The 23,095-nt window shown below is 68.6% G+C and carries 19 protein-coding genes and 1 tRNA gene; 8 read left to right on the top strand and 12 right to left on the bottom strand.

Annotated features, from left to right (window positions below):
• Positions 1–103 precede the first annotated feature (103 nt).
• Positions 104–2,185 (top strand): TonB-dependent receptor, encoded by a 2,082-nt coding sequence (locus BN940_RS08815; protein ID WP_148304928.1) that lies wholly within the window; start codon positions 104–106, stop codon positions 2,183–2,185.
• A 149-nt stretch (positions 2,186–2,334) separates the two neighbouring features.
• Here BN940_RS08815 and BN940_RS08810 read toward each other — a convergent pair whose 3' ends face one another.
• Positions 2,335–3,408, bottom strand: a complete 1,074-nt coding sequence (locus tag BN940_RS08810) for a methyltransferase domain-containing protein (protein WP_043682218.1) — start codon at positions 3,406–3,408, stop codon at positions 2,335–2,337.
• A gap of 271 nt (positions 3,409–3,679) precedes the next feature.
• Here BN940_RS08810 and BN940_RS08805 point away from each other — a divergent pair, with 271 nt between their 5' ends.
• The 4 genes from BN940_RS08805 to BN940_RS08790 all read left to right on the top strand — a co-directional run bounded on the left by BN940_RS08805 (position 3,680) and on the right by BN940_RS08790 (position 5,972).
• Positions 3,680–4,648: a helix-turn-helix domain-containing protein gene (locus BN940_RS08805; RefSeq protein WP_043682216.1), complete on the top strand. Its 969-nt coding sequence runs from the start codon at positions 3,680–3,682 to the stop codon at positions 4,646–4,648.
• Positions 4,649–4,698: 50 nt separating this feature from the next.
• Entirely contained in the window at positions 4,699–5,124 is a 426-nt protein-coding gene (locus BN940_RS08800) for a copper uptake system-associated protein (RefSeq protein WP_052355728.1), read from the top strand.
• A 133-nt stretch (positions 5,125–5,257) separates the two neighbouring features.
• Positions 5,258–5,521 carry an AbrB/MazE/SpoVT family DNA-binding domain-containing protein gene (locus BN940_RS08795; RefSeq protein WP_043682213.1) on the top strand — a complete coding sequence of 88 codons (264 nt, stop codon included), beginning with the start codon at positions 5,258–5,260 and terminating at the stop codon, positions 5,519–5,521.
• A complete protein-coding gene (locus BN940_RS08790; protein WP_052355727.1) occupies positions 5,514–5,972 on the top strand; it encodes a type II toxin-antitoxin system VapC family toxin in 459 nt (152 codons plus the stop codon). Before BN940_RS08795 ends, BN940_RS08790 begins: the two co-directional genes overlap by 8 nt.
• A 298-nt stretch (positions 5,973–6,270) precedes the next feature.
• On the opposite strand, the gene BN940_RS08785 is transcribed toward BN940_RS08790, so the two are convergent.
• The 3 genes from BN940_RS08785 to BN940_RS08775 are packed head-to-tail and all read right to left on the bottom strand — an operon-like array spanning position 6,271 to position 12,109.
• Positions 6,271–7,725 (bottom strand): efflux transporter outer membrane subunit, encoded by a 1,455-nt coding sequence (locus BN940_RS08785; RefSeq protein ID WP_052355726.1) that lies wholly within the window; start codon positions 7,723–7,725, stop codon positions 6,271–6,273.
• Positions 7,725–10,865, bottom strand: coding sequence for an efflux RND transporter permease subunit (locus tag BN940_RS08780; RefSeq protein ID WP_043682210.1), 3,141 nt, complete (start codon positions 10,863–10,865; stop codon positions 7,725–7,727). Before BN940_RS08780 ends, BN940_RS08785 begins: the two co-directional genes overlap by 1 nt.
• An 8-nt stretch (positions 10,866–10,873) precedes the next feature.
• Positions 10,874–12,109: an efflux RND transporter periplasmic adaptor subunit gene (locus tag BN940_RS08775; protein ID WP_052355725.1), complete on the bottom strand. Its 1,236-nt coding sequence runs from the start codon at positions 12,107–12,109 to the stop codon at positions 10,874–10,876.
• Positions 12,110–12,291: 182 nt separating this feature from the next.
• On the opposite strand from BN940_RS08775, the gene BN940_RS08770 reads away from it, so the two are divergent.
• The 3 genes from BN940_RS08770 to BN940_RS08760 all read left to right on the top strand — a co-directional run bounded on the left by BN940_RS08770 (position 12,292) and on the right by BN940_RS08760 (position 14,534).
• Positions 12,292–13,665 (top strand): ATP-binding protein, encoded by a 1,374-nt coding sequence (locus BN940_RS08770; protein ID WP_043682207.1) that lies wholly within the window; start codon positions 12,292–12,294, stop codon positions 13,663–13,665.
• A complete protein-coding gene (locus tag BN940_RS08765) occupies positions 13,662–14,348 on the top strand; it encodes a response regulator (RefSeq protein ID WP_043682205.1) in 687 nt (228 codons plus the stop codon). The genes BN940_RS08770 and BN940_RS08765 overlap by 4 nt, the downstream gene beginning before the upstream one ends.
• Before the next feature lie 109 nt (positions 14,349–14,457).
• Positions 14,458–14,534, top strand: a tRNA-Pro gene (locus BN940_RS08760).
• A gap of 14 nt (positions 14,535–14,548) precedes the next feature.
• On the opposite strand, the gene BN940_RS08755 is transcribed toward BN940_RS08760, so the two are convergent.
• The 8 genes from BN940_RS08755 to BN940_RS08720 form a co-directional block, all read right to left on the bottom strand.
• On the bottom strand, positions 14,549–16,465 hold the full coding sequence (locus BN940_RS08755) for a bifunctional diguanylate cyclase/phosphodiesterase (RefSeq protein WP_052355724.1): 1,917 nt from the start codon (positions 16,463–16,465) through the stop codon (positions 14,549–14,551).
• A gap of 181 nt (positions 16,466–16,646) precedes the next feature.
• Entirely contained in the window at positions 16,647–17,204 is a 558-nt protein-coding gene (gene sufT / locus BN940_RS08750; protein WP_043682202.1) for a putative Fe-S cluster assembly protein SufT, read from the bottom strand.
• 23 nt (positions 17,205–17,227) lie between these two features.
• Positions 17,228–17,677, bottom strand: coding sequence for a Fe-S cluster assembly sulfur transfer protein SufU (gene sufU / locus BN940_RS08745; RefSeq protein ID WP_043682199.1), 450 nt, complete (start codon positions 17,675–17,677; stop codon positions 17,228–17,230).
• A gap of 3 nt (positions 17,678–17,680) precedes the next feature.
• Positions 17,681–18,961, bottom strand: a complete 1,281-nt coding sequence (locus tag BN940_RS08740; protein ID WP_043682196.1) for a cysteine desulfurase — start codon at positions 18,959–18,961, stop codon at positions 17,681–17,683.
• Positions 18,958–20,295, bottom strand: coding sequence for a Fe-S cluster assembly protein SufD (gene sufD, locus BN940_RS08735; RefSeq protein ID WP_084330593.1), 1,338 nt, complete (start codon positions 20,293–20,295; stop codon positions 18,958–18,960). The genes BN940_RS08740 and sufD overlap by 4 nt, the downstream gene beginning before the upstream one ends.
• On the bottom strand, positions 20,292–21,074 hold the full coding sequence (gene sufC / locus BN940_RS08730) for a Fe-S cluster assembly ATPase SufC (RefSeq protein WP_043682193.1): 783 nt from the start codon (positions 21,072–21,074) through the stop codon (positions 20,292–20,294). The genes sufD and sufC overlap by 4 nt, the downstream gene beginning before the upstream one ends.
• Positions 21,075–21,085: 11 nt before the next feature.
• On the bottom strand, positions 21,086–22,534 hold the full coding sequence (sufB, locus tag BN940_RS08725; RefSeq protein ID WP_043682190.1) for a Fe-S cluster assembly protein SufB: 1,449 nt from the start codon (positions 22,532–22,534) through the stop codon (positions 21,086–21,088).
• The gene (locus BN940_RS08720; protein ID WP_052355723.1) at positions 22,531–23,049 is read right to left on the bottom strand and encodes an SUF system Fe-S cluster assembly regulator; all 519 of its coding nucleotides are present in this window, start codon (positions 23,047–23,049) and stop codon (positions 22,531–22,533) included. The genes sufB and BN940_RS08720 overlap by 4 nt, the downstream gene beginning before the upstream one ends.
• Positions 23,050–23,095 lie beyond the last annotated feature (46 nt).

Here is a 23,095-nt window from a genome sequence, read left to right as displayed (position 1 = left end):
GAATATCAAGCATTCTCATTCGTATCTATCATGACAAAAGGCATCCACATGTCCACCGACAGCGACAGCCCCGCAACCCTCACAGACAAGGAACGCAGACGAGATGGAACGCGCATCCCGCACACATGGTCCGATCCACAGACACATCCCCCTGCGCGCGGTCACGGCGGCATGCGGCGCGGCCCTCATCCAGATGAGCCTGCCGGCCCCGGCGCTGGGACAGACTGCGCAGGACCGGCCGGCGGCCGGCAGTCCTGCGGAAACGGATCGAGCCACCGGACTGCCTCCCATCATCGTCCATGCGCAGAAGCAGGACGAGGATCTCCTGAGCGTGCCCGCGGCCATCGCCGTCGTCGATGGCGAGACGCTCGCGGAAGAAGGCGCGCAAAGCCTGGATGCGCTGTCGGGCATGGTCAGCGGCCTGAGCTTTCAGCCCATGGGGCAATCCGGCCTGCTGCCTCCCGTCATCCGCGGCATGAACGCCAACGTGACGTCCTTTTCCTCCTCGACCGCGCTCATCGTCGATGGAGTGCCCACGCTGCGCGGGCAGGGGTTCGAGGATCCATTATTGGGCGTCGAACAGGTGGAAGTGCTGAAGGGGCCTCAGTCGACGCTGTACGGCCGCAATGCCGAGGCGGGGGTCATCAACATCACGACCCGCAAGCCCGGCAACGAGCCCTACGCCTTCATTTCCGCCGAGGCGGGCAACCATGAGCGGCGCGCCCTGCGCTTCGACCTCAGCCACCCCCTGGTCCAGGACCAGCTGTTCCTGGGGGTCGCGGGTTCCTTCAGCCGCCAGGACGGCTTCCTGGAAAACACGTGGCTGGACCAGAAGGACGGCGGCCAGATGCGGCGCAGCGGCCGGTTCGCCTTGCGCTGGACGCCAGGGGCGCGCACCGACGCCATCCTGCGCTACACCCAGAACGAATACCGCGACCAGGCCTCGCTGTGGGGATCGCCCTCCTCGCCCGAACGCGCCGAGGTGCGCTCCGGCACCGAGGGCTGGAACCGATCCACGGCGCGCACCTGGTCGCTGGACGTCACGCACCGGTTCGACTCCGGCATCCGGCTGCGCTCGACCACCGCGCGCAACACCTACGTGGACGACCTGCAGCAGGACACCGATTTCCAGCCCGCCGACATGATGCACATCGGGCGCCGGCACGAGTTCACCACCCTGTCGCAGGAACTGCGCCTGGAGGGCGGCGAAGCGGGCCAGACGCGCTGGCTGGCCGGGCTGTACCTGGACGACGACAAGCAGGACTTGTCCTTCGCCCAGAAAACCCCCATGGCCCTGACCCTGACTTCGGGAATCCAGAAGCAGCGCACCGCCGCACTGTTCACGCACTGGACGATCCCGCTGTCCGGCCCGTGGTCCCTGGTCGCGGGCGGACGCCTGGAACAGACCCGGATCCGCTTCGACATGCCCGGCATGGATCGGCAATCTCGCACCTATACGCAATTCTCCCCCAAGCTGGCGCTGCAATACGCCGTCAATCCGCGCACCAGCCTGTACGCCAGCCTGGCAGAAGGCTATCGCGCCGGCGGCTTCAACGCCTTCTCGCCCGCCGCCTATCGCGAATACGATCCCGAGAAGGTGTGGGCGCTCGAACTCGGCGCCAAGGGCACCGCGCTGGACGACACGCTGCGCTACGGCGCCGCGCTGTACGCCATGGACATCCGGCAGATGCAGGTGCAGCAAATGGTGACGCCCGGCCAGGTCTTCATCACCAACGCGGCCACCGGACGCTCCATCGGGGCGGAATTCGACATCGACTACCGGCTGGCGCCCGGCTGGAACCTGCAGGCGGGCCTGGCGCTGAACCGCAGCACGTTCCGCGAATTCCAGGACGGCGCCAAAAGCTACGGCGGCAACGACAACGCCTTCTCGCCCCGCGTCAGCGGCTACGCCGGCCTGCGCTACCAGGATGCGCGCGGCTGGTACGCGCAGGCGCGGCTGCACGGCGCAAGCAAGGTCTATCTGGACGCGGCCAACGCATACTCGCGCAACGGCTTTGGCATCCTTGATCTGAGCGCCGGCTACATGCTCAAGAACGTCGATCTGACCGTCTATGTCAACAACGTCGCCGACCGCCACTATGACGCGGTCGGCTTCCTGAACGGACTGGTCACCATCTACAGCCCCCCCAGGGAAGTGGGCGTGCGCGTGAGCTGGAAGCTGTGAAGCCTGGCCATCGCGGGCACCCTGCCCCAGCAGGATCACGGGCGCTTCGCCGACCTGTGGCTGGACCGCTTCAGGAGGATACTGCTGAAACATATACTGCTGAAGCATGCGGAGGACTCGGCCCTGATCCAGGCCCGGGATCTCCGAGCTCAGGCGCAATCCCCGTCTTTGCGCGCGAGCAGCACGGTGACGGGCGCCATCGGAAAGCGCACCTCGTCGATCTGCTCGATGCAAGCGAACCCCGCATCCCGCAGCAGCGCCGCCAGCCGGCCGCCCGGCAGCACGTGCCGGCCCTGCATGCGCAGGTGCAGGTAATACTGCAGTACCGGCCGCGCCCGGCGCGCATCGCCGCCGATCTCGGCATGGCAGCAGACCAGCAGCCCGCCGGGCCGCAACGCCGCGCGCAGCCGTGCCAGCACCGCGGGAATGTCCGGTACGAAATGCAGGACCGACGAGCACCAGATGAAGTCGTAGCCACCGCCGAAATCGGCCTCCGCCAGATCGCCGCCACGCGCCTGCAGGCGGTCGGCCAGGCCCGCGCGCTCGATCGCCGCCTGCGCGACCGCGGCCACCGGTGGATACTCGAAGACGACGCCCGTCAGGCGAGGCTGAAGCCCCGCCAGGGCAATCGCCACCAGGCCGGGGCCGCCTCCCAGGTCGAGCATGCGGCGCGCCCGCGCGAATTCCGGCTGCCGGCCCAGGATGTCGCAGGCCACCCGGGCCGTGACCGCCCGCTGCTCCTGAGCGATCTGGACCTGGGCCGCCCGCGCCCAGCCCGCCTGTACCACCGCCGGATCCGCCGCCTGGGCGCGCGGTGCGCCATCGCGCACCAGCCCCTCCAGTTGCGTGCCCACCTGCCGCAGCACCCGATGGCGAAACAGCAGCGCATCGCCGCAGTATTGCTCCGATGCCGTGTGCAGGTACGGCCGCAACGCCGCCTGCGTGCGGTATTCCGGCTCACCACCCCCCCGCGGCCTGCGCTCCAGCAGCTCCATGCCCCACAGCAGCTCCAGGAAATGGCCCGTGTTCACCGGGTCCAGCCCCAGGCGCCGCGCCAGTTCAGGCGCGCCGGCGAACTCGTCCAGATGGGTGAACATGCCGGCTTCCAACGCCATGCGCATAGCATCGGCCCCCAGGCCCGCCAGCTGCATGTCCCAACAGGGCTGCAGGGCATGGGGCAGCGTCACGGAGGCGGGAAGGTTTTCGAGGACGACCTGCGCCATCACGCAGCCCTCCCCGCCCACTCGTCGATCCCGATGGACGGGCCCAAGCCCGCCCCTGTCTGTTCGGTGGTACTCGGACACATGAATTCATCCTCCTAATGCGTTGATTACATTGATTTGTCTCAAACCAAAACGCCCGCTGCGGCACAAAAATCTGGCATTCCACAGCCGGCCAACTTATGATATTGAGAATCATTCTCGTATTTCTATGAGATGAGCATGATTTCCTATGCGAGAGGCCTTTCGCAGTGGAAAAGCAGGAGGGAAGAAAGTGGACACGTGCACAAGCGGCTACCGGTTGTCGATCGACGAACCCCGCATCCACAGTCGCCCGGGAAACGGCAAGGCTCGGCAGCAATTGCCCGACGATCTGGGGCACTGCTACCAGGACTTCGTCGAACTGGAACCCGGCCTGGGCCTGAACCGCCTGCACTATCATCCCCGCATCCCGCTGATCGAAGAAAGCAGCGGCCCGCACAAAGGCCGCGTCATGGTCGTCACCCTCGGCATGCAGGGCCGCTCCCGCTACGAAGGCCAGGACGCCACCCGGCTGGAATTCGTGCAGAGCCACACCACGGTCACCGCGTTTCGCGCCATCCCGGGCGAACGGCGCTACGAGGCCGGTGGCGTCGTGTCCCAATTGCGCATCATCGCGCATGAGGCCCTGATCGACAGGTATGCCGGACGGGAGCGCACCGACAGGATCCTCGGCAACCGTCGGCTCAACTGCCTGGCTTTCCGCGCCAGCACGCCGGCGGCGATGGCGCACGCCCGGGCCCTGCTCAGCCTCCTGCAGCCCTGCCAGGGCGAGCCATCCCGGCTGGACCTGCACATCCACACGCTCAGCCTGCTTGGCGAACAGTTCAATCTGCTGGCGCCTCCGCGCCGTGCCCGCGCATTGCCGTTCTCGCCCTCGGAGATCGAACGCATCGAACGGGCACGGCGGATGATGGGCGAATGCCTGGACAAGCCCATCACGCTCGACTATCTCGCCGCCGCCGTGGGCATCAACAAGAACAAGCTCAAGGATGGCATGATCCTTCTGTACAACGGCACGCCCGCGGAGCTGCTGCTGGAGCTGCGGATGACCAAGGCGCTCGCCCTGCTGGAAGCCGGCTATCAAGTCGCACAGACCGCCTGGCAGGTCGGCTACAAATACCCGAACAATTTCACCGCCGCCTTCACCCGCTATCACGGGAAATCGCCCAAGGCCATGTTCGGCAGGCGCACGGCGCTGTGACCAGCCCCTGCGTCCGCAGGTTCGCCCTTCCCCTTTCCAGGATCCCCGCCATGTCCATCGCCGCCCGCCTGAAACTCGTCCTTCTCATCGGCCTGCTGACGATCCCGCCCACGATCGCCATGGCGGCGGATACGCCGGACCAGGCCGCGGTCCGGAAGGTGCTGATGGACACGTACGACACGCCGCAGTCGCATCTCGTCGTCGATCCTGTCGTGGTCGGCTCGAATCGCGCGTTGGCGGGCTGGACGCAGGGCGAGCGCGGCGGCGTGGCCCTGTTCACACGGGAGCCGGACGGCTGGCGATTGTCGCTGTGCGGGAACGACTTGATCAGCCAGCCCGACAGCCTCGTGCTGACCGGCATGGCGCAATCGGACGCGCAGATCCTGTCGAAGGCATTCACGGCCGCGGCGCGGGAGGCGCCGCCGGAGCGGCGCGCCCTGTTTCGGACCTTCGGCGAGACGATACGCATGAATTAGGGCCTATCCGGTCCCGGGGCTGCCGCGGCCGAATCAGGATGCCCAGCCCGGGTATTTACATCAGCCACCGTGCGAAGATAGAATTCCAACTTGAAATTCTTACTTTGCTGAAATCCTTTGTGGAAACCCTGCCATGCAAGTGACCGAAAAAGGGCAAGTCACCATCCCCAAGCGCCTGCGAGAAGCGGCGGGCATTCTGCCCGGCAGCCAGGTATCGTTCGCGCTGGAAGGCGGAAAGATCATCATCCAGAAGGCCGGCATGGGGATGGGTGACCGGCGCAAGGCGCTGCGCGCGGCCGCCGCCAAAGTGCGTTCGAGCCTCGATGCGCCCTTCAGGCAGATGGACAGCGAAGCCATCATCGCGTTCCTGCGGCCGAGCGACGAGGACCATGTTTGATCTATCCAAGTACGATGGCTCGGCGGGCTTTCTGGTCGATACCAATGTCTGGATCGACTGCATGGATCCCGATAGCCGCTGGCACGTATGGTCGGTGGATCAGCTCCAGATCTGCAGCGAGCAGGCGCCCCTGCACGTCAATCTCGTCATCTACACCGAACTGCTGATCCCCGGGCCCGACATCGACGCCCTAGACGCGATGCTCGACGTCTACGACACGCTGCGCAGCCCCCTGCCATGGTCATGCGCGGGGCTGGCGGCCCAGGCTTTCCTGAGCTACCGCCAAAGCGGCGGCACGCGCCTCGTTCCCTTGCCCGATTTCTACATCGGCGCCCATGCGGCCGCGGCCAACCTGAGCGTGCTCAGCCGCGACCTGCGGCCCTATCGCAGCCACTTCCCGCGCTTGCGCTGCATCGGCCCGGGCGCGGAAGGCGGCCCCGGCGCCCCCTGAGGCAGGGCCGGCCCGCCCTCTCAAGACCCATCGATCCCCTGCTCCACCCGCCACCGGGCCCGCATCAGGTCCAGTTCGTCGCCGGTGGCGTCCGCGGTCTGCCACCAATACCACGGGGCGCCGGGGCCGCCGTCCATCCTGTCCACGCGTCCGCGCACGACACCGGGCGCATCCACATAAAGCCAGGCCGTGCCCCGATGGACCCATCCATAGGACCCGCGAAAACTCGGCCAGAAACGCACTTCCGGGGGCGCACCATGCGCACGCGCCGGTTTCGCGCCCGATAATCGGACCATCGTCATTCTCCCAGTCCGGTGATGATCATTTGCCGGTCCATGTTCATTCCTCCGCCCAGGACCTTGTACAGCGTGACGCGATTGCTGGCCTCGGTCAGCGACAGGGAAACCAGCCCCTGCCGCGCCTCGTACAGCGAGCGCTGGGCATCCAGCGCATCCAGATAGCTGTCCATGCCGTTGCGATACCGCGCATCGGCGAGCTGAAAGGCCCGGCCGCTGGCCCGCACCAGCGCCTGCTGGGCCGCCAGACGCTCCTGCATCGACGCGCGCACGGACAAGGCATCGGCCACTTCGCGAAACGCAGTCTGGAGGGTCCGCTCGTATTCGGCCACCGCGATGTCGCGCTCGGCGTGGGCGACGTCGAGCGAGGCGCGCAGGCTGCCGGCATCGAAAATGGGAATGTGGATGCCGGGCGCAAACGACCAGCTCCGGCTGGCGCCGGAAAACAGATCGGAGAGCTGGCTGCTGATGCGCCCGCCCGATGCGGTCAGCGAAATGGTGGGAAAGAAAGCCGCACGCGCCGCGCCGATATCGGCATTGGCCGCCTTGAGCGCGTGTTCGGCCGAAACCACGTCCGGCCGGACCAGCAGCGCGGTGGAATCCAGGCCGGCGGGAATCTGCGCCAGCAGGACCGGCTCGCCCGCCGATCCGTCCGGCAGCAATGCGTCCGGCACGGCGGCGCCCACCACCAGTTCCAGGGCATTGCGGTCTTGCTCGACTTGCGCGGCGTAGCGGGCCGCGTCGGCACGCGCGCTTTCCACGGAGCGCCGGACCTGGGCCAGGTCCAGGCCGGACACCACGCCCAGGGCATGGCGATGCTCGCTCAGGGCAAGCTTCGCCCGCTGGCTCTCCAGGGTCTCGCGGGCAAGCGCCAGGAGTTCCCGGTCGGCCGCCAGGGTCAGCCAATCGCCCGCGATCTCGGCCATCAGGCTCAGGCGCGTGCTGCGCTGCGCCGCGGCGGTGGAGAGATAGCTCTCCAGCGCCTCGTCCTTCAGGCTGCGGATGCGGCCGAACAAATCCAGCTCGTAGCTGCTGAAGCCCACCTCGGCCGAGTACTGCCGGCTGACGGCCGACACGCCGGTGGCGCTGACCGAGGCGGGACTGCGCGAGACGCTCTGGCCGGCATCGGCTCCCACGGAAGGCAGCACCTCGGCACGCTGGATCCGGTATTGAGCGCGGGCCTTTTCGATATTCGACAGCGCGATGCGCAGGTCGCGGTTGTGCGCCAGCCCCAGCGCGATGACCTGGCGCAGGCGTTCGTCCTGGAAGAACGAGCGCCACTCCACGTCGAGGAGCGACACCGGCTGCGCGCCGCCCCGCGCGGCCTCGCCGGCCGCCTCCACGCCCCGCCACTGCCGCGGCACGGGGAGTTCGGGACGCGCATAGTCCGGCGCCAGGCTCACGCACCCGGCCAGGAGCGCCGCGGCGGGCAGCATCGCGGAAAACATGCGCTTCATCACCGCGCCTCCTTCATCGCCACGCCCGCCGCATGCGGGCGCCCGCCCGGAAACCGGGTCCGCACGAGGACGTAGAACAGGGGCACGAAGAAGATGCCCAGGAGCGTGGAGGACAGCGTGCCGCCCAGCACGCCGGTCCCCAGCGAATGCCGTCCCCCCGAGCCGGCGCCCGAGCTGACCACCATCGGCAGCACTCCCAGCATGAACGCCAGGGAGGTCATCAGGATGGGCCGCAGGCGCAGGCGAGCCGCCTGCAGCGTCGCATCGATCAGGGGCCGGCCCTGCGCTTCGAGCGCCTTGGCAAACTCGACGATCAGGATGCCGTTCTTGGCGGCCAGGCCCATGGTGGCCAGCAGGCCCACCTGGAAATAGATGTCGTTGTTCAGGTCCCGCAGCCACGTCGCCAGCAGCGCGCCGGCCAGGCCCACCGGAACCGCCAGCATGACCGACACGGGGATCGACCAGCTTTCGTACAGCGCGGCCAGGCAGAGGAACACGAACAAGGCCGAGACGGCGTACAGCAGCCAGGCCTGGGACCCCGCCTGCCGTTCCTGGTAGGACATGCCCGACCAGGCATGGCTGAAGCCGCCGTCCAGCCCGGCGACGAGCCCGGCGATGTCCGTCATCGCCGTGCCGGAGCTGACGCCGGCGGCGGGGCTGCCGGTGATCTCCATCGACTCGGCGCCATTGAAGCGCGTGATGGTCTGGGGGGCATAGGTCCACCGGCCGCTCGAAAACTCGGAGAGCGGCACCATGTCGCCGTCGCCATTGCGCACCTTCCAGCGCCCGATGTCCTGCGGCAGCATGCGCGCGGAGGCCTCTCCCTGCACATACACGCGCTTGATCCGGTCGTTGTGGACGAAGTCATTCACATAGGAGCCCCCGAGCGCCGCCGACAGCGTGCTGTTGACGTCCGACGCCGACACTCCCAGCGCCCCCGCCTTCCGGTCGTCGAGCGCCAGCTTGTAGGTCGGCGCATCCTCCAGGCCGCCGTACCGGACGGCGGACAGGCTGGCGCGGCTGCCGGCCCGCTCCAGCAGTTGTTCGCGCGCCTGGACCAGGGCCTCGTGGCCGTTGCCGGCCGGGTCCTGCAATTGCAGGGTGAAGCCCGCATTGCGCCCCAGGCTGGCGATGGCCGGCGGCAGAACGGCAAAGACCTGCGCATCGCGCACGGCGTCCGCCATCGCGGCATTGAGGCGGTCGGCGATCTCGCGGGCGGAGGCCGTACGCTCGCTCCAGTCCTTCAGGCGCACGAAACCCATCCCGGAGTTCTGGCTGCTGCCCGCGGTGCTGAAGCCGGCCACCGTGAAGAGGCTCTCGACTTCCGGCTGCCGGCGGATGAATCCGGCCGCCTCGTCCATCGATTGCAGAGTGCGCTGCTGCGTGGCGCCGGCCGGCGCATTGAGCATGACCATCAGCATGCCCTGATCCTCCTCGGGCAGGAACGCGGTCGGCAGCCGCCAGAACAGGAGACCCATCCCGGCCAGCACGCAGGCATAGGCCAGGATGCCGGGACCGCGGCGGTCGAGGAGGCGGCCGACCCCGTGCCGATAGCGGTCCGTCATGCGACCGAAGCCGCGGTTGAACCAGGGGAAGAAGCGGCCCAGCGGCCCCCTGGCCGGCACGCGCCCGCCCTTTTCGACCGGCAGCAGCAGGGTGGCGCACAGGGCCGGGCTCAGCGTCAGCGCGACGATGACGGACAGGATCATCGCGGCGGCGATCGTCACCGAGAACTGGCGATAGATTTCCCCGGTCGAACCGCCAAAGAACGCCATGGGGATGAACACCGCGGTCAGCACCAGGGCGATGCCGACCAGCGCGCCGGTGATCTGCCCCATGGATGCGTACGCGGCCTCGCGGGGAGGCAGCCCTTCCTCGGACATGACGCGCTCGACGTTCTCGACCACGACGATCGCGTCGTCCACGAGCAGCCCGATGGCCAGCACCATCGCGAACAGCGTCAGGGTGTTGATCGAATACCCCAGCAGCGCCAGCACGCCGAAGGTGCCCATGAGCACCACCGGCACCGCCACCACGGGAATGAGCGTGGCGCGCCAGTTCTGCAGGAACAGGTACATGATCAGGATCACGAGCGCGATGGCCTCGCCCAGGGTCTTGACCACCTCGGTGATCGACAGGCGCACGAACGGCGTCGTGTCATACGCGATCCGATAGGACAGGCCATCCGGGAAATACGGCCGCAACTCTTCGAGCCTGGCCTTGACCGCCTCGGCCACGTCCAGGGCGTTGGCGCCCGTGGCCAGCTGCAGTCCCATGCCCGAAGCGGGCACGCCATTGAACCTGGACACCGACGAGTAGTCCTGCGAGCCCAGCACCACCGTGCCCACATCGCCCAGGTACACCGCCGCGCCGCCCGCATCCGACTTGAGCACGATGCCGCGGAACTCCTCCGGCGTGCGCAGCCGGCTGCGCGACGTCACGGTGGCGTTGAGCTGCTGCCCCGACGCGGCTGGCAGGCCGCCCAGCTCGCCGGACGACACGTCGGTGTTCTGCGCCTCGATCGCCGCCACGACGTCCGACGCCATCAGCCCGTAGTGGGCGAGCTTTTCCGGGTCGAGCCAGATGCGCATCGCATATTCGGAACCGAAGACGTTGACGCTGCCCACGCCGTTGACGCGGCTGAGCGGATCCTGGACGGAGGACGCCATGTAGTCGGCGATGTCCGTCGCATCCATGCTGCCGTCCTCCGACAGGAAGGAGACCACCATGAACATGTCGCCCATGGCGGATTTGCTCACTATGACGCCCTCCTGGCGCACGGCCTGCGGCAGCATGGCATCGGCCTGCGATACCTTGTTCTGCACCTGGACCTGGGCCGTGTCCGGATCCGTGCCGGACTCGAACGTCAGCGTCAGCTGCGCGCTGCCCGTGGAGCTGCTGGAAGACATGTACAGCAGATTGTCCAGCCCGGTCATCTGCTGTTCGAGGATCTGCGTCACGGAATGCTGCACGGTCTCGGCGGATGCCCCCGTGTAGGTGGCGCGCACCGAAATCGAGGGGGGGGCGATGTCGGGATACTGCTCCAGCGGCAGCGTGAATATCGAGATCACGCCGCCCAGGGTGATCACGATGGCGATGACCCAGGCGAAGATCGGCCGGTCGATGAAAAAACGTGCCATGGATCGCCTCAGTCCGCCTGGGTGCCGCCGGAGGCCGGCTGCTCCGAGGTCCCGGATGGAGCCGGACGCGCCTCGCCCGGGCTCGATGCGGCCGAGCCCGGGTCGATCTCCACCGCGCGGACCGCGTCGCCGGCCCGGACCTTCTGCGCCCCCTGGACGACGACTCGTTCGCCGGCCGCCGCGCCGGCGGTGATCACCCAGCGGGAGCCGACGGCCGCACCGGTCTGCACCACGCGCGACCGCACCCGTCCGGCATCGTCCACGACCAGGACGGTGGCCTCGCCCTTGCCGTTGCGCGACACCGCCTGCTGGGGCGCCAGCACGGCCCGTTCGTCGATGGCCATCGACAGCGAGGCCTTCACGTACATGCCCGGCAGCAGTTCATGGTCCGGGTTGGGCACGACCGCGCGCAGCTTGACGGTTCCCGTCGCCTCGTCGACTTCCGAGGCCACGACCGCCAGGGTCCCCTCGTGGGCGTAGCGGCTGCCGTCTTCGAGCGTCAAGCCGACCGGCACGCCGCCGCCGGCGGATTTCAGCGCCCCCTCCCTCATCCGGCGGCGCAGATTCAGCAGCTGGACGCTGGACTGGGTCACGTCCACGTAGATGGGATCGAGCTGATGGATCGTGGCCAGGGCGTCCGTCTGGTCCGCCGTCACCAGGGCGCCCGGCGTGTAGGCGGAGGTTCCGATGCGCCCGGAAATCGGCGCGCGCACCCGGGTGTACTCCAGATCGATGCGCGCGCTCTCCAGGCCGGCCTGGGCCGCCACGACCGCGGCCTGGGCCTGTTTCAGGCTGGCCAGCGCGTCGTCCCTGTCCTGCTGGCTGACCGCATCCAGCTCCGCCAGCCTGCGATAACGTTCGGCCTTGGGGCGCGCCGACAGGACGGCGGCCTCGGCCTGGGCGAGCGTCCCCCGGGCGCTGTCGTAGGCGGCCTGGTAGGGGGCCGGATCGATCTCGTACAGCACGTCGCCTTCGTGCACCACCGCCCCTTCGGTGAACAGGCGCTTGCGCAGGATGCCGCCGACCCGCGGGCGCACGTCGGCGGTGAGGTAGGCGCGCGTCCGTCCGGACAGCTCGCTTGCCACCGGCAGGCGTTCCGACCGGAGCGTCACCACCCCCACCTCCGCGTGCGGCGAGGCGGGCGGATCGTCCTGTTTCGCGCAGGCCGCCAGCCCCAGCACCAGGGCGGACAGCAGCAGAAGCCGCCAGAGCGGCCTGCGACCAATGACTACACCGGACTGCATGGGCGGATTCCACAAAATTTCAACGAGTGCATGCTGCCCAGGGAATGTGATGAAAATATGGAGTTCGCACCCCGGGCGCCGGAATGCCGCCGCACGCCGGCCCGCGATGGCTACACTGGGGACGCTCCGGACCGATCCGGGGACGAACCGCCGCGCACCGGCCTGCCTTTCCCCGGGCTCGCATGAAGATCAGCATCATCATCAAGCTATTCCTGGCCGTATTGGCCGTTTGCAGCGCCGTCATGCTGATGCAGGCCGTCGCCATGCGGATCAGCGTGCAGCAGGGCTTCTTCGGCTACCTGAACGATCAGGGACGCCAGAGCATCGAGGAAGTCCTGCCGCGCGTAGCCGCCTTCTACCGCCGGCATGGCGGCTGGGACGAACTGCACGACAACATCCGCCTCTGGATAGACACCGTCCGGCCGCCGCCGGCCAAGGACGCGGGCATCCATCTATCGACGGCGGACCAGACGGGCGCGGGGGTCCGGATGGGCCTGCTCGACGACCACTACGTCCGCATCGTGGGCAACCCCATGGTCGATGCCCGGTCGATCCGCCAGCCGGTCGTGGTCGACGGCAGAACGGTCGGGTGGGTCGCCATGGTGCCCTTCGAGCAGGCCCTGGCGCCCGGCGAAGCGCGCTTTCTCGCGGAGCAGCTGCGCATGCTGTGGATCATCGCCGCCGCCTCGGTGGTGCTGGTGGCCCTGTTCACCTATCTGGTCACCCGGACGGCATTGCGGCGCGTGCGCAACCTGGCGCAGGCCACGCGCGCCCTGGCGGCAGGGGACTACGCCTTGCGCATCGAGGCCGGGCCGCGCGACGAGCTCGGCGCATTGGCGCAGGATTTCAACCACATGGCGCAGGCCCTGGAACACAACGAACGCGCCCGGCGCACCTTCATGGCCAACATCTCGCACGAACTGCGCACGCCGCTGGCGGTCATCCGCGCGGAAGTCGAAGCCATACAGGACGGCATCAACCCGCCCACCGCGGAATCGCTGGGCGTCATACACCAGGAGGTCGGCCAGCTGGGCAAGCTGATCGGCGACCTGCACGACCTCTCGCTCACGGACATCGGCGGGCAGGCCTACCAGCGGGTGCCCATCGACCTGGGCATGGTGCTGAACACGACCGTGGCCAGCATGCAGCGGCGCTTCGAGGGCGCCGGGCTGCGGCTGCGCGTATCCATCCAGGCAGGCCCTCTGCTGGTGCTCGGCGACGAAAGCCGCCTCCAGCAGCTCTTCGCCAACCTGCTGGAGAATTCGCTGCGCTACACGGACGCCGGCGGCGAAGTGCGCATCCGCTGCGCGCGGCAGGCGGACGCCATTCAGCTCCACATCGAGGACGGTCCTCCCGGCGTGGCGCAGGACAAGCTCGGTCACCTGTTCGAGCGGTTCTACCGCGTGGAAGAATCGCGCAACCGGGCCAGCGGCGGGAGCGGACTGGGCCTGGCCATCTGCCGCAACATCGTCCAGGCCCATGACGGCCGCATCCACGCCGCGCGCTCGCCGCTCGGCGGCCTCGGCATTTCCATCGAACTGCCCCTGATCCCATGAACGCCACCGGACACGGACACATCCTGATCGTCGAAGACGAGCCCCGGCTGGCGGCGATACTGGGCAAGTATCTGACCAGCGCGGGCTACACGCACCACTGGGTCGCCGACGGCCTGCAGGCCTTGCCCGCCTGCCGGACGCAGCACCCCGACCTCGTGCTGCTCGACCTCGTGCTGCCCGGCATGGGAGGAATGGACATATGCCGCGCCCTGCAGCGGGCGGGCGGCCACCCTCCCGTGATCATGGTCACCGCGCTCGTCGAGGAAATCGACCGCCTGCTGGGCCTGGAGGTGGGCGCGGACGACTACATCTGCAAGCCGTTCAGCCCGAAGGAAGTGGTCGCGCGCATCGGCGCCGTGCTGCGGCGGTATCGCCACGTCCCGCAGGCGGGGGGCCGCGGCCCCCTGATGCTGGACGAGGCCGCCTATTGCGCCCATCTGCACGACAGGCCCCTGGACCTGACCGCCGTGGAATTCCGCCTGCTGAGCCTGCTGTACCACGCGCAAGGCCACGTCTTCTCCCGCAACCAGGTGCTGAACCACATCTATACCGACCACCGCGTGGTCACCGACCGCACCGTCGATACGCACATCAAGAACCTGCGCCGCAAGCTGGCCGAGGCCGGCGGAAACGAAGAATGGATCAAGTCGGTCTACGGGGTGGGCTACCGGATGGAGCTTTGAGGGGGTCCGGAAACCGGCGGAAGCCCTTCGGGCGGCGATGCCTTGCATGGGGCGTTGTCCACCGCATCCCGAGCGGCCTGAGAATTTCTATGCTAGAATTTCGTTCTTTCGGGGCGTAGCGCAGCCTGGTAGCGCACTTGCATGGGGTGCAAGGGGTCGCGAGTTCGAATCCCGCCGTCCCGACCAGCATTATCAAGGGCTTACAGATTTCGGTCTGTAGGCCCTTGTTCTTTTCCGGCGACCCCTAACGATGCGGTGGACAAGGACGTAGCCGACGGAGCCGCCGACGACGCCCGCGGCCGGCGGCGCTCGACGTACAGGCACGGCCCGACGCGTTTCTTGGCCTGGGTCTTGGCCTCGCTGGCGGCCTGGGCGATCTGGTGGCGCGACTGGTAGGCGCCGGGCTCGACCAGCACCGCGCCCAGCGACAGGGTCGGGGGATCGTAGTGCCGACGCTGGCCCTGGCGGTCCTCGGCCTCGTAGCCGGCCGCCGCCACCCGCCCCATGCCCTCCAGCAGCCGGGCCATGCCGCGGGAAAAGTCGGCCAGCATGGCTTCGCACTTCGCCTGCCAGTCGGGGCTGCGGAACAGCAGGATGAAATCGTCGCCGCCGATGTGGCCCAGGAAGTCCTGGCCGGCGTCGGCGTGCGCCGACAGGACCCGGCCCAGCAGCTGGATCACGTCGTCGCCGCAGCGGTAGCCGAACACGTCGTTGAAGGGCTTGAAATGGTCCAGGTCGGCATGGCAGGCCACGAACGCCTGGCCGGCGGTGAGGAAGCGCTGGATCTGCCGGTCGATGGGCACGTTGCCCGGCAGCTGGGTCAGCGGGTTGGCATGCTGCGCGGCGCGCAGCTGCAGGCGGTTGAGCGCCTGCAGCAGGTCCTGGCTGGAGCCAATGCCCAGGTAGCGCCCCCGCCCCGTGATGATGAAGTCGTTCGCCAGGCCGTGGCCTTCGGATTCGGCCAGCCAGCGGCTGAGCGTCATCAGCGGCGTGTGCATGTCCACGATCAGCGGCGCGACGTCCATGAAGAGGCGGCAGGGCTTGGGGCCGTACAGCTCGCGCTGGTACGGCAGCGAGAAGCGCTCGATCAGGCAGGCCCGGGTCAGCATGCCCACCGGCACCTCGTCATCCACCACGGGGACGGTATGCAGATCCGGCTGGCGGCGGAACAGGTCGAACACGGCTTCGTTGGACACGGCCGAGGACACGCACGGCACGCGCCGCAGCAGCCGCAGCGCCCGGCCTTCGGCTCCGTCGTGCGCCGGGTCGGACTCCCGGCCATCGCTCGCCTCGTGCATGTCGCGCATGTCGCGCAGCCGGCGTTCCGCCAGGCCCGCGGTCAGTTCGGACCAGCGCGGCGGGACCGGTTCGTCCGCGGGACGCTGGATGTAGTAGCCCTGGGCGCAGGCCACGCCCAGATCGGCCATGCAGGCCAGTTCGTCCAGGGTCTCGACGCCTTCGGCGACGACCACGGCGCCGGCGACGGTGGCGATGTCGCAGACCGAGCGCAGGATCTGCTGGCGCAGCAGGTCGTCCTGGATGCCCGCCGTGAAGACCTTGTCGGTCTTGATGAATTCGGGCCGCAGGTCCAGCCAGCGCCCCAGGTTGGAAAACCCCGACCCCAGGTCGTCGATGGCGAACTGCAGGCCCTTCGCGCGCAGCCGGGCGATGACCGGAGGCAGGTCGGTCCAGAACGCGCCCTGGTCCTGCTCGGTGATCTCGATCACCACCCGGGCGGGGTCCAGGCCGGATTCGGCCAGCAGCGCGGGCAGGTCCAGCGCGCCGTCGGCCGCGTGCAGCAGGGCCAGGGGACTGATGTTCAGGAACAGGCGGCCCGGCAGGCCCAGCGCCGCGAAGCGCCGCACCACGACGCGGCAGCAGCGGTGTTCGACGCGGACGCCCAGGCCGCGGGCGCGCGCCGCCTCGAACAGGCGATCGGGCGCGCGCAGCGGGCTGCCCTGCGGTCCGCGCACGAGCCCCTCGTATCCCAGGAGCGCGCCTTCCCGCATCCACAGGATGGGCTGGAAGACGGCGTTCAGCTCGCCCCGCAGCAGCAGCGCGGCGATGTCGTCCAGCCGCTCGCGGCGGGCGGCGTCGCAGATTGGCGGTTCACACACCTGGAGATCCGGAAGCGAAGACATGACGTGTGCGGCAGGATGAAATGCCGCATACTTTACCCGCGATTCATGACACGAATAAGGATCCGGGGGCCGCCACGCTGCGAAAAATCAAGAACGCCCCCGTCGCGGCACTCCGGTTCGGGCACCGCTCGCGGCGGCGGGCGCCGCGGCGCGGGCGCTACAGCAGGCCGAGCTGCAGGCGCGCGGGCTCGCTGATCATCTCGCGGCTCCAGGGGGGATCCCACACCAGATCCACGGTGGCCTCGTCCACGCCCTCGATGTTGAGCAGCTTGTTGCGGGCCTCGTCGGCGATCATGGTGCCCATGCCGCAGCCGGCCGCCGTCAGGGTCATCTTGATCTCGATGCGGAAGCGGTCCGGGACGCTGGCGGGCACGACCTTGCATTCGTACACCAGGCCCAGGTTGACGATGTCCACGGGGATTTCAGGGTCGTAGCAGGTGGACAGCATGGCCCAGGCGGCTTCCTCCACCGATTCGGCGGTGGCGGGTCCCTGGTGGACGTGCTTGACCTCCTCGACAGGCTCGAAGCCCAGGGCGTCGCCGTCCTTGCCTTCGATGCGGTAGAGGTTGCCCTCGACCATGACGGTGTAGGTGCCGCCCAGCTGCTGGGTGATGACGGCCTCGCAGCCGGCCTCGATGGTGACGGGCGAGCCGTAGGGGACGGTGACCGCCGGGCAGTCCCGGTTGACGATCACTTCCTGACGATTGAAGCTCATGATGTTACCTTTGGTTCATCGCGTTATTCAGTGACGGCCGTGTCGCCCGCCCGGGTGATGGCGTTGTGCAGGGTGTGCCAGGCCAGCGTGGCGCACTTCACCCGCGAGGGGAATTCGCGCACCCCGGACAGGACCTCGAGCTTGCCCAGGTCGCAATCCGGATGGGCCTCGGTCAGCATGGCGTGGATGTTGCGAAACAGCGCCTCGACCTGCTCGACCGACTGGCCGCGCACGGCCTCGGTCATGAGCGAGGCGGACGCCGTGGAGATGGCACAGCCGTGGCCGACGAAGCTGACGTCCTGGACGATGCCGTCGCTGACCTTGGCGTAGACCGTCAGCTGGTCGCCGCACAGCGGGTTGTGGCCGTCGGCGCGGTGCGAGGCGTCGTCCATCGCATGGAAATTGCGCGGCTTGCGGTTGTGGTCGAAGATGACCTCCTGGTAGAGGTCGCGCAGGCCGTCGTCGTCCCTCATAGCCTATGCCACCCCGAACAGTTTCTGCGCCTTGCGCACGCCCGCCACCAGGGCGTCGATGTCGCGCCCGTCGTTGTACAGGGCGAAGGACGCGCGCGCCGTGCCGGGGATGCCGAAGCGCGACATCAGGGGCATGGCGCAATGGTGGCCGGCGCGGATGGCCACGCCGTCGGTGTCCAGGATCGTGCCCAGGTCGTGCGGGTGGATGCCGTCCACCAGGAACGACAGGATGCCGGCCTTGTGCGCGGCCGTGCCCACCAGGCGCACGCCCGGCAGTTCCAGCATGCGTTCGGTGGCCTCGGCCAGCAGCGCGGCCTCATGGGCGGCGATGCGTTCCAGCCCGATGGCCAGGACGTAGTCGATGGCGGCGCCCATCACGATCGAGCCGCCGATATTCGGCGTGCCCGCCTCGAAGCGCTGCGGGCCGTCCGCCCAGGTGCTGCCCTCGAAGCTGACGGTGCGGATCATGTCGCCGCCGCCCTGCCAGGGCGGCAGGCCGGCCATGATGGAACCGCGCACGTACAGCGCGCCGATGCCGGTGGGGCCGTAGAGCTTGTGGCCGGAGAAGGCGTAGAAGTCGCAATCCAGGGCCTGCACGTCCACCGGGGCGTGGGCCACGGCCTGGGCGCCGTCGACCAGCGCCAGGGCGCCGGCCTCATGCGCCAGGCGCACCAGTTCGGCCACCGGGTTGACCGTGCCCAGGGCGTTGGATACGTGCGCCACGCCCACCAGGCGCGTGCGCGGGTTCAGCTGGGCACGGAAGTCGTCCAGGTCCAGTTCGCCGGAATCGGTGATGCGCGCATGGCGCAGCACGGCGCCGGTGCGCGCGCACAGCAGCTGCCAGGGCACGATGTTGGAGTGGTGCTCCATGCCCGTGACCAGGATTTCGTCGCCGGGGCGCAGGGACTGGCCCCAGGTCTGGGCCACCAGGTTGATGGAGGCGGTGGTGCCGGCCGTAAAGACGATGTCCTGGCTGTCCGGCGCGTTCAGCAACACGCGCACCCGGTCCCGCGCCTGCTCGTACAGGTCGGTGGCGTGCTGGGACAGCCAGTGCACGCCGCGGTGGATGTTGGCGTTGGACTGCTCGTAGAATGCCTCCATCGCCTGGATGACGGCGCGCGGCTTCTGCGTGGTGGCGCCGTTGTCCAGGTAGGCCAGGCGCCGCTTGCGCACCGGGCGCGCCAGGATCGGAAAATCGGCCGCCCAGGGCGAAACCAGCGGGCCTTCCCCGGCGGGGTCGGCGGCCAGCCGGGCGCTTTGCTGCGGGGTGAGCGGCGCGTTCATGCGGCTTCCTCCAGGGCGGCGCCGCCCGGCAGCAGGGCGCGCACGGCGCGCTCCACCCGCCGGCGCAGCGGATCGGATTCGATGCGCGCGACGCTGGCGGCGGCGAAAGCGTAGATCAGGATGTCGCGCGCGTGGGCCTCGTCCAGGCCGCGCGAGCGCAGGTAGAACAGGCTGTCCTCGTCGATCCGGCCGACGGTGGCGCCGTGGGCGCATTTCACGTCGTCGGCGTAGATCTCCAGCTCGGGCCGGGCGTCGGACTTGGCCAGGCGCGACAGCAGCAGGCTGTCGTTGCGCTGGATGGCGTCGGTGCCGTCGGCGCCGGGCGCCACCAGGATGCGGCCGCTGAAGACGCCGTGCGAGGCGTCGGCCATGATGCCGCGATAGGACTCGTGGCTGACGCAGCGCGGCTTTTCGTGGCCGATCAGGGTGTGGTGATCGACGTGGCGGCGCTGGTCGACGTAGTACAGGCCGTTTAGCAGGGTCTCGCAGCGTTCGTCGGCGAAATGCGTGGCGATGTCGTGGCGCGCCAGCCGCGCGCCCAGGGACACCGAATGCGAGGCGAAATACGAGCCGCGCCCCTGGGTGGCGTCGATCTCGCCCAGATGCCAGGCCTGCTCGGATTCCTGCTGCAGCTTCAGGTGCGTGATGCGCGCGTCCTGGTCCAGCCGCAGGCGCGTGGCCGCGTGGCGGAAATTGGCCGCCCCCGGGGCGCCCACGTAGTGCTCGACCACGGTGGCCTGGGCGCCGGCTTCGGCCTGCACCAGGTGGCGCAGGAAGTGCGCCGCGCGCGGCGAGGCCGCCGCGCAGACCAGGTGGATGGGCCGATCGAGCGCGACGCCGCGGCCCAGCCGGACCCAGGCGCCGTCGCTGGCCAGGGCCAGGTTCAGGGCGCTGGTGCTGTGGCCGTCGGCCGCGTCGCCGTAGGCGGCGCGGATGGCCTCGGCGTGCTCGGCCCAGGCCTGCGACAGGGGCAGGACCGTGGCGCCGGCCGGCAGCGCGCCGACTTCGGACAGGGCGGCGTCGTAGGCGCCGTCGACGAACACCAGCCAGTGGCCGGGGTCGGCGGCCTTCAGCGCGGCGACCTGCTCGGCGACCGGCTGGGCGTCGCCGTCGTCGAATGCGGCGGCGGCCAGGGGCGCGAGCGAGGTGTGGCGCCAGGCCTCGATGCGGGGCGTGGGCCAGCCTTCGCTCATGAAGCGGTCGAGGGCGCGGCGGCGCACGTCGGCCAGCCAGGGCACCCCGGCGCCGGGCAGACTCCCGGCGCGCCGGCCGAACGCATCGGCCCAGGCCTGCAGGCCGGCGCTCGCCGGACTGGCTTGATGCTGTCCGCTCATGCCGCGGCCCCCCGGGCGGCGGGCCTGGCGGCGGGCGCCGCGCCCTGGATCCAGCCGTAGCCCTTTTCTTCCAGCTCCAGGGCGAGTTCGCGGCCGCCCGAGCGCACGATGCGGCCCTGGGCCAGCACGTGCACGTAGTCGGGCACGATGTAGTCCAGCAGGCGCTGGTAGTGCGTGATGACGATCATGGCGCGCTCGGGCGAACGCAGGCGGTTGACGCCGTCGGCCACCGTCTTCAGGGCGTCGATGTCCAGGCCCGAATCGGTCTCGTCCAGGATGGCCAGCTTGGGCTCCAGCAGCGCCATCTGCAGGACTTCGTTGCGCTTCTTCTCGCCGCCGGAAAAGCCTTCGTTGACCGAGCGGTAGAGGAATTCGTCGCGCATGCCCACTAGCTTCATCTCGGCCTTGGCCTTCTTGACGAAGTCCATGGCGTCCAGCTCGGGCAGGCCGCGCTCGCGGCGCATGGCGTTGACGGCAGCGCGCATGAAGTAGGCGTTGGAGACGCCCGGGATCTCGATCGGATACTGGAAGGCGAGGAAGATGCCGGCGCGGGCGCGTTCCTCGACGCTCAGCTCCAGCAGGTCGCGGCCCTCGAACTCGACGGTGCCGGCGGTGACCTTGTAGGCCTCGCGGCCGGTCAGCACCTGGGACAGCGTGCTCTTGCCGGCCCCGTTGGGACCCATGATGGCGTGGACCTCGCCCGGCTTGACCTCCAGGCTCAGGCCCTTGAGGATTTCCTTGTCCTCGATCGAGGCGTGCAGATTGTCGATTTTCAGCATGAGAGGGCTCCTTAACCTACGCTGCCTTCCAGGCTCACGCCGAGCAGGTTCTGTGCTTCGACGGCGAACTCCATGGGCAATTCCTTGAAGACTTCCTTGCAGAAGCCGTTGACGATCATCGATACCGCGTCCTCGGCCGACAGGCCGCGCTGCATGGCATAGAACAGCTGGTCCTCGGCGATGCGCGAGGCGGTGGCCTCGTGCTCGACGTTGGCGCTGGGATGCTGGACTTCCATGGTGGGGAAAGTGTGCGCGGCGCACTTGCTGCCGATCAGCAGCGAGTCGCACTGCGTGTAGTTGCGCGCGTTCTCGGCCTTGGGCGTCATGCGCACCAGGCTGCGGAAGGTGTTGCTGCCGTGGCCCGCGGAGATGCCCTTGGAGATGATGGTGCTGCGCGTGTTGCGCCCCATGTGGATCATCTTGGTGCCGGTGTCGGCCTGCTGGTGGTGGTTGGACAGCGCCACGGAATAGAATTCGCCGGTGGAGTCGTCGCCGCGCAGGATCACGCTGGGGTATTTCCAGGTGATGGCCGAACCGGTCTCGACCTGGGTCCAGGAAATCCGCGAGCGCGGCCCGCGGCAGTCGCCGCGCTTGGTGACGAAGTTGTAGATGCCGCCCACGCCGTTCTCGTCGCCGGGGTACCAGTTCTGCACCGTGGAATACTTGATCTTGGCGTCGTCCAGCGCGACGAGCTCCACCACGGCGGCGTGCAGCTGGTTCTCGTCGCGCATGGGCGCCGTACAGCCTTCCAGGTAGCTGACGCTGGCGCCTTCGTCGGCGATGATCAGGGTGCGCTCGAACTGGCCGGTGTCGGCGTTGTTGATGCGGAAATAGGTGGACAGCTCCATCGGGCATTTCACGCCCTTGGGGATGTAGACGAAGGAGCCGTCGGAGAACACCGCCGAATTCAGCGCCGCGTAGAAGTTGTCGCCGGGCGGCACGACCGTGCCCATGTACTTCTGCACCAGTTCCGGGTGCGAGCGCACGGCCTCGGAGAACGAACAGAAGATGATGCCGACGTCGGCCAGCTGCTTGCGGAAGGTGGTGGCCACGGACACGGAGTCGAACACCGCGTCCACCGCCACGCCGGCCAGCTTGGCGCGCTCGTGCAGCGGCACGCCCAGTTTTTCATAGGTGCGCAGCAGTTCGGGATCGACCTCGTCCAGGCTCTTGGGACCGTCCTTCTTGGACTTGGGTGCCGAGTAATAGCTGATGTCCTGGAAGTCGGGATCCGGATAGTGGACCTTGGCCCAGCGGGGCAGGTCCATCTTGAGCCATTCGCGGTAGGCTTTCAGGCGCCATTCGAGCATGAACTCGGGCTCGCGCTTGATGGCGGACAGGCGGCGAATCACATCCTCGTCGAGCCCCTTGGGGAAGGTCTCGGATTCGATCTGCGTGACGAAGCCGGCCTCGTAGTCGCGGTCGAGAAAGGAATCGAGCTTGTCGTTGACGGTACTCATTTGGACAGACTCCAGTTCGTGATGTTCGGGATGGCGCGGCGCGCGCCGGCTTCGGGCGCGGGAACCGGAACGGCGGATGCGTGCACGGGCGCGGACACGGCGCCGGGACCCTCGCCGTCGAGCATGTCGGCCACGGTGACGGATTCCAGCGTGCGGCGCACGATGCGGTTGATGCGCTGCCAGTGGGAGCGGATGTGGCAGGCGCCCTCGACGCTGCAGGCGCCCGGCAGCGCGGTGCATTCGGTCAGGCCGAAGGGCTGGTCTTCGAGCGCGTCGATGATTTCGGCCACGTTGATCCGCTCGGCCTCGCGGCCCAGGCGGTAGCCGCCGTGGGCGCCGCGGGTGCTGGCGACCAGGTCGCGCTGGGCGAGCAGTTTCAGGACCTTGCTGACGACGGGCTGGCCCAGGCCCAGGTCGCCGGCCAGCTCAGCCGCGCTGCAGACGTGCGTCGGACGGGAGGCCATGTGCGTGAGCACGAGGATTCCGTAATCGACGATCTTGCTGATCCGCAGCATCGGGGGTTCCAGGGACGGGCGTTGAAAACCAAATAGTACCTCTTTG

It is taken from the genome of Castellaniella defragrans 65Phen, assembly GCF_000612685.1.
GTDB classification, from domain to species: domain Bacteria; phylum Pseudomonadota; class Gammaproteobacteria; order Burkholderiales; family Burkholderiaceae_B; genus Castellaniella; species Castellaniella defragrans.
The sequence above is the reverse complement of the archived record's forward strand: the minus strand, read 5'-3'. Positions and strand labels throughout refer to the sequence as shown.

Bases quoted from the DNA above. Each gene is read 5' to 3' on its own strand.
- BN940_RS08815 (WP_148304928.1), top strand. From the start codon at position 104: ATGGAACGCGCATCCCGCACACATGGTCCGATCCACAGACACATCCCC.
- BN940_RS08810 (WP_043682218.1), bottom strand. From the start codon at position 3,408: ATGGCGCAGGTCGTCCTCGAAAACCTTCCCGCCTCCGTGACGCTGCCC.
- BN940_RS08800 (WP_052355728.1), top strand. From the start codon at position 4,699: ATGTCCATCGCCGCCCGCCTGAAACTCGTCCTTCTCATCGGCCTGCTG.
- BN940_RS08795 (WP_043682213.1), top strand. From the start codon at position 5,258: ATGCAAGTGACCGAAAAAGGGCAAGTCACCATCCCCAAGCGCCTGCGA.
- BN940_RS08790 (WP_052355727.1), top strand. From the start codon at position 5,514: ATGTTTGATCTATCCAAGTACGATGGCTCGGCGGGCTTTCTGGTCGAT.
- BN940_RS08785 (WP_052355726.1), bottom strand. From the start codon at position 7,725: ATGAAGCGCATGTTTTCCGCGATGCTGCCCGCCGCGGCGCTCCTGGCC.
- BN940_RS08780 (WP_043682210.1), bottom strand. From the start codon at position 10,865: ATGGCACGTTTTTTCATCGACCGGCCGATCTTCGCCTGGGTCATCGCC.
- BN940_RS08775 (WP_052355725.1), bottom strand. From the start codon at position 12,109: ATGCAGTCCGGTGTAGTCATTGGTCGCAGGCCGCTCTGGCGGCTTCTG.
- BN940_RS08770 (WP_043682207.1), top strand. From the start codon at position 12,292: ATGAAGATCAGCATCATCATCAAGCTATTCCTGGCCGTATTGGCCGTT.
- BN940_RS08765 (WP_043682205.1), top strand. From the start codon at position 13,662: ATGAACGCCACCGGACACGGACACATCCTGATCGTCGAAGACGAGCCC.
- sufT (WP_043682202.1), bottom strand. From the start codon at position 17,204: ATGAGCTTCAATCGTCAGGAAGTGATCGTCAACCGGGACTGCCCGGCG.
- sufU (WP_043682199.1), bottom strand. From the start codon at position 17,677: ATGAGGGACGACGACGGCCTGCGCGACCTCTACCAGGAGGTCATCTTC.
- BN940_RS08740 (WP_043682196.1), bottom strand. From the start codon at position 18,961: ATGAACGCGCCGCTCACCCCGCAGCAAAGCGCCCGGCTGGCCGCCGAC.
- sufD (WP_084330593.1), bottom strand. From the start codon at position 20,295: ATGAGCGGACAGCATCAAGCCAGTCCGGCGAGCGCCGGCCTGCAGGCC.
- sufC (WP_043682193.1), bottom strand. From the start codon at position 21,074: ATGCTGAAAATCGACAATCTGCACGCCTCGATCGAGGACAAGGAAATC.
- sufB (WP_043682190.1), bottom strand. From the start codon at position 22,534: ATGAGTACCGTCAACGACAAGCTCGATTCCTTTCTCGACCGCGACTAC.
- BN940_RS08720 (WP_052355723.1), bottom strand. From the start codon at position 23,049: ATGCTGCGGATCAGCAAGATCGTCGATTACGGAATCCTCGTGCTCACG.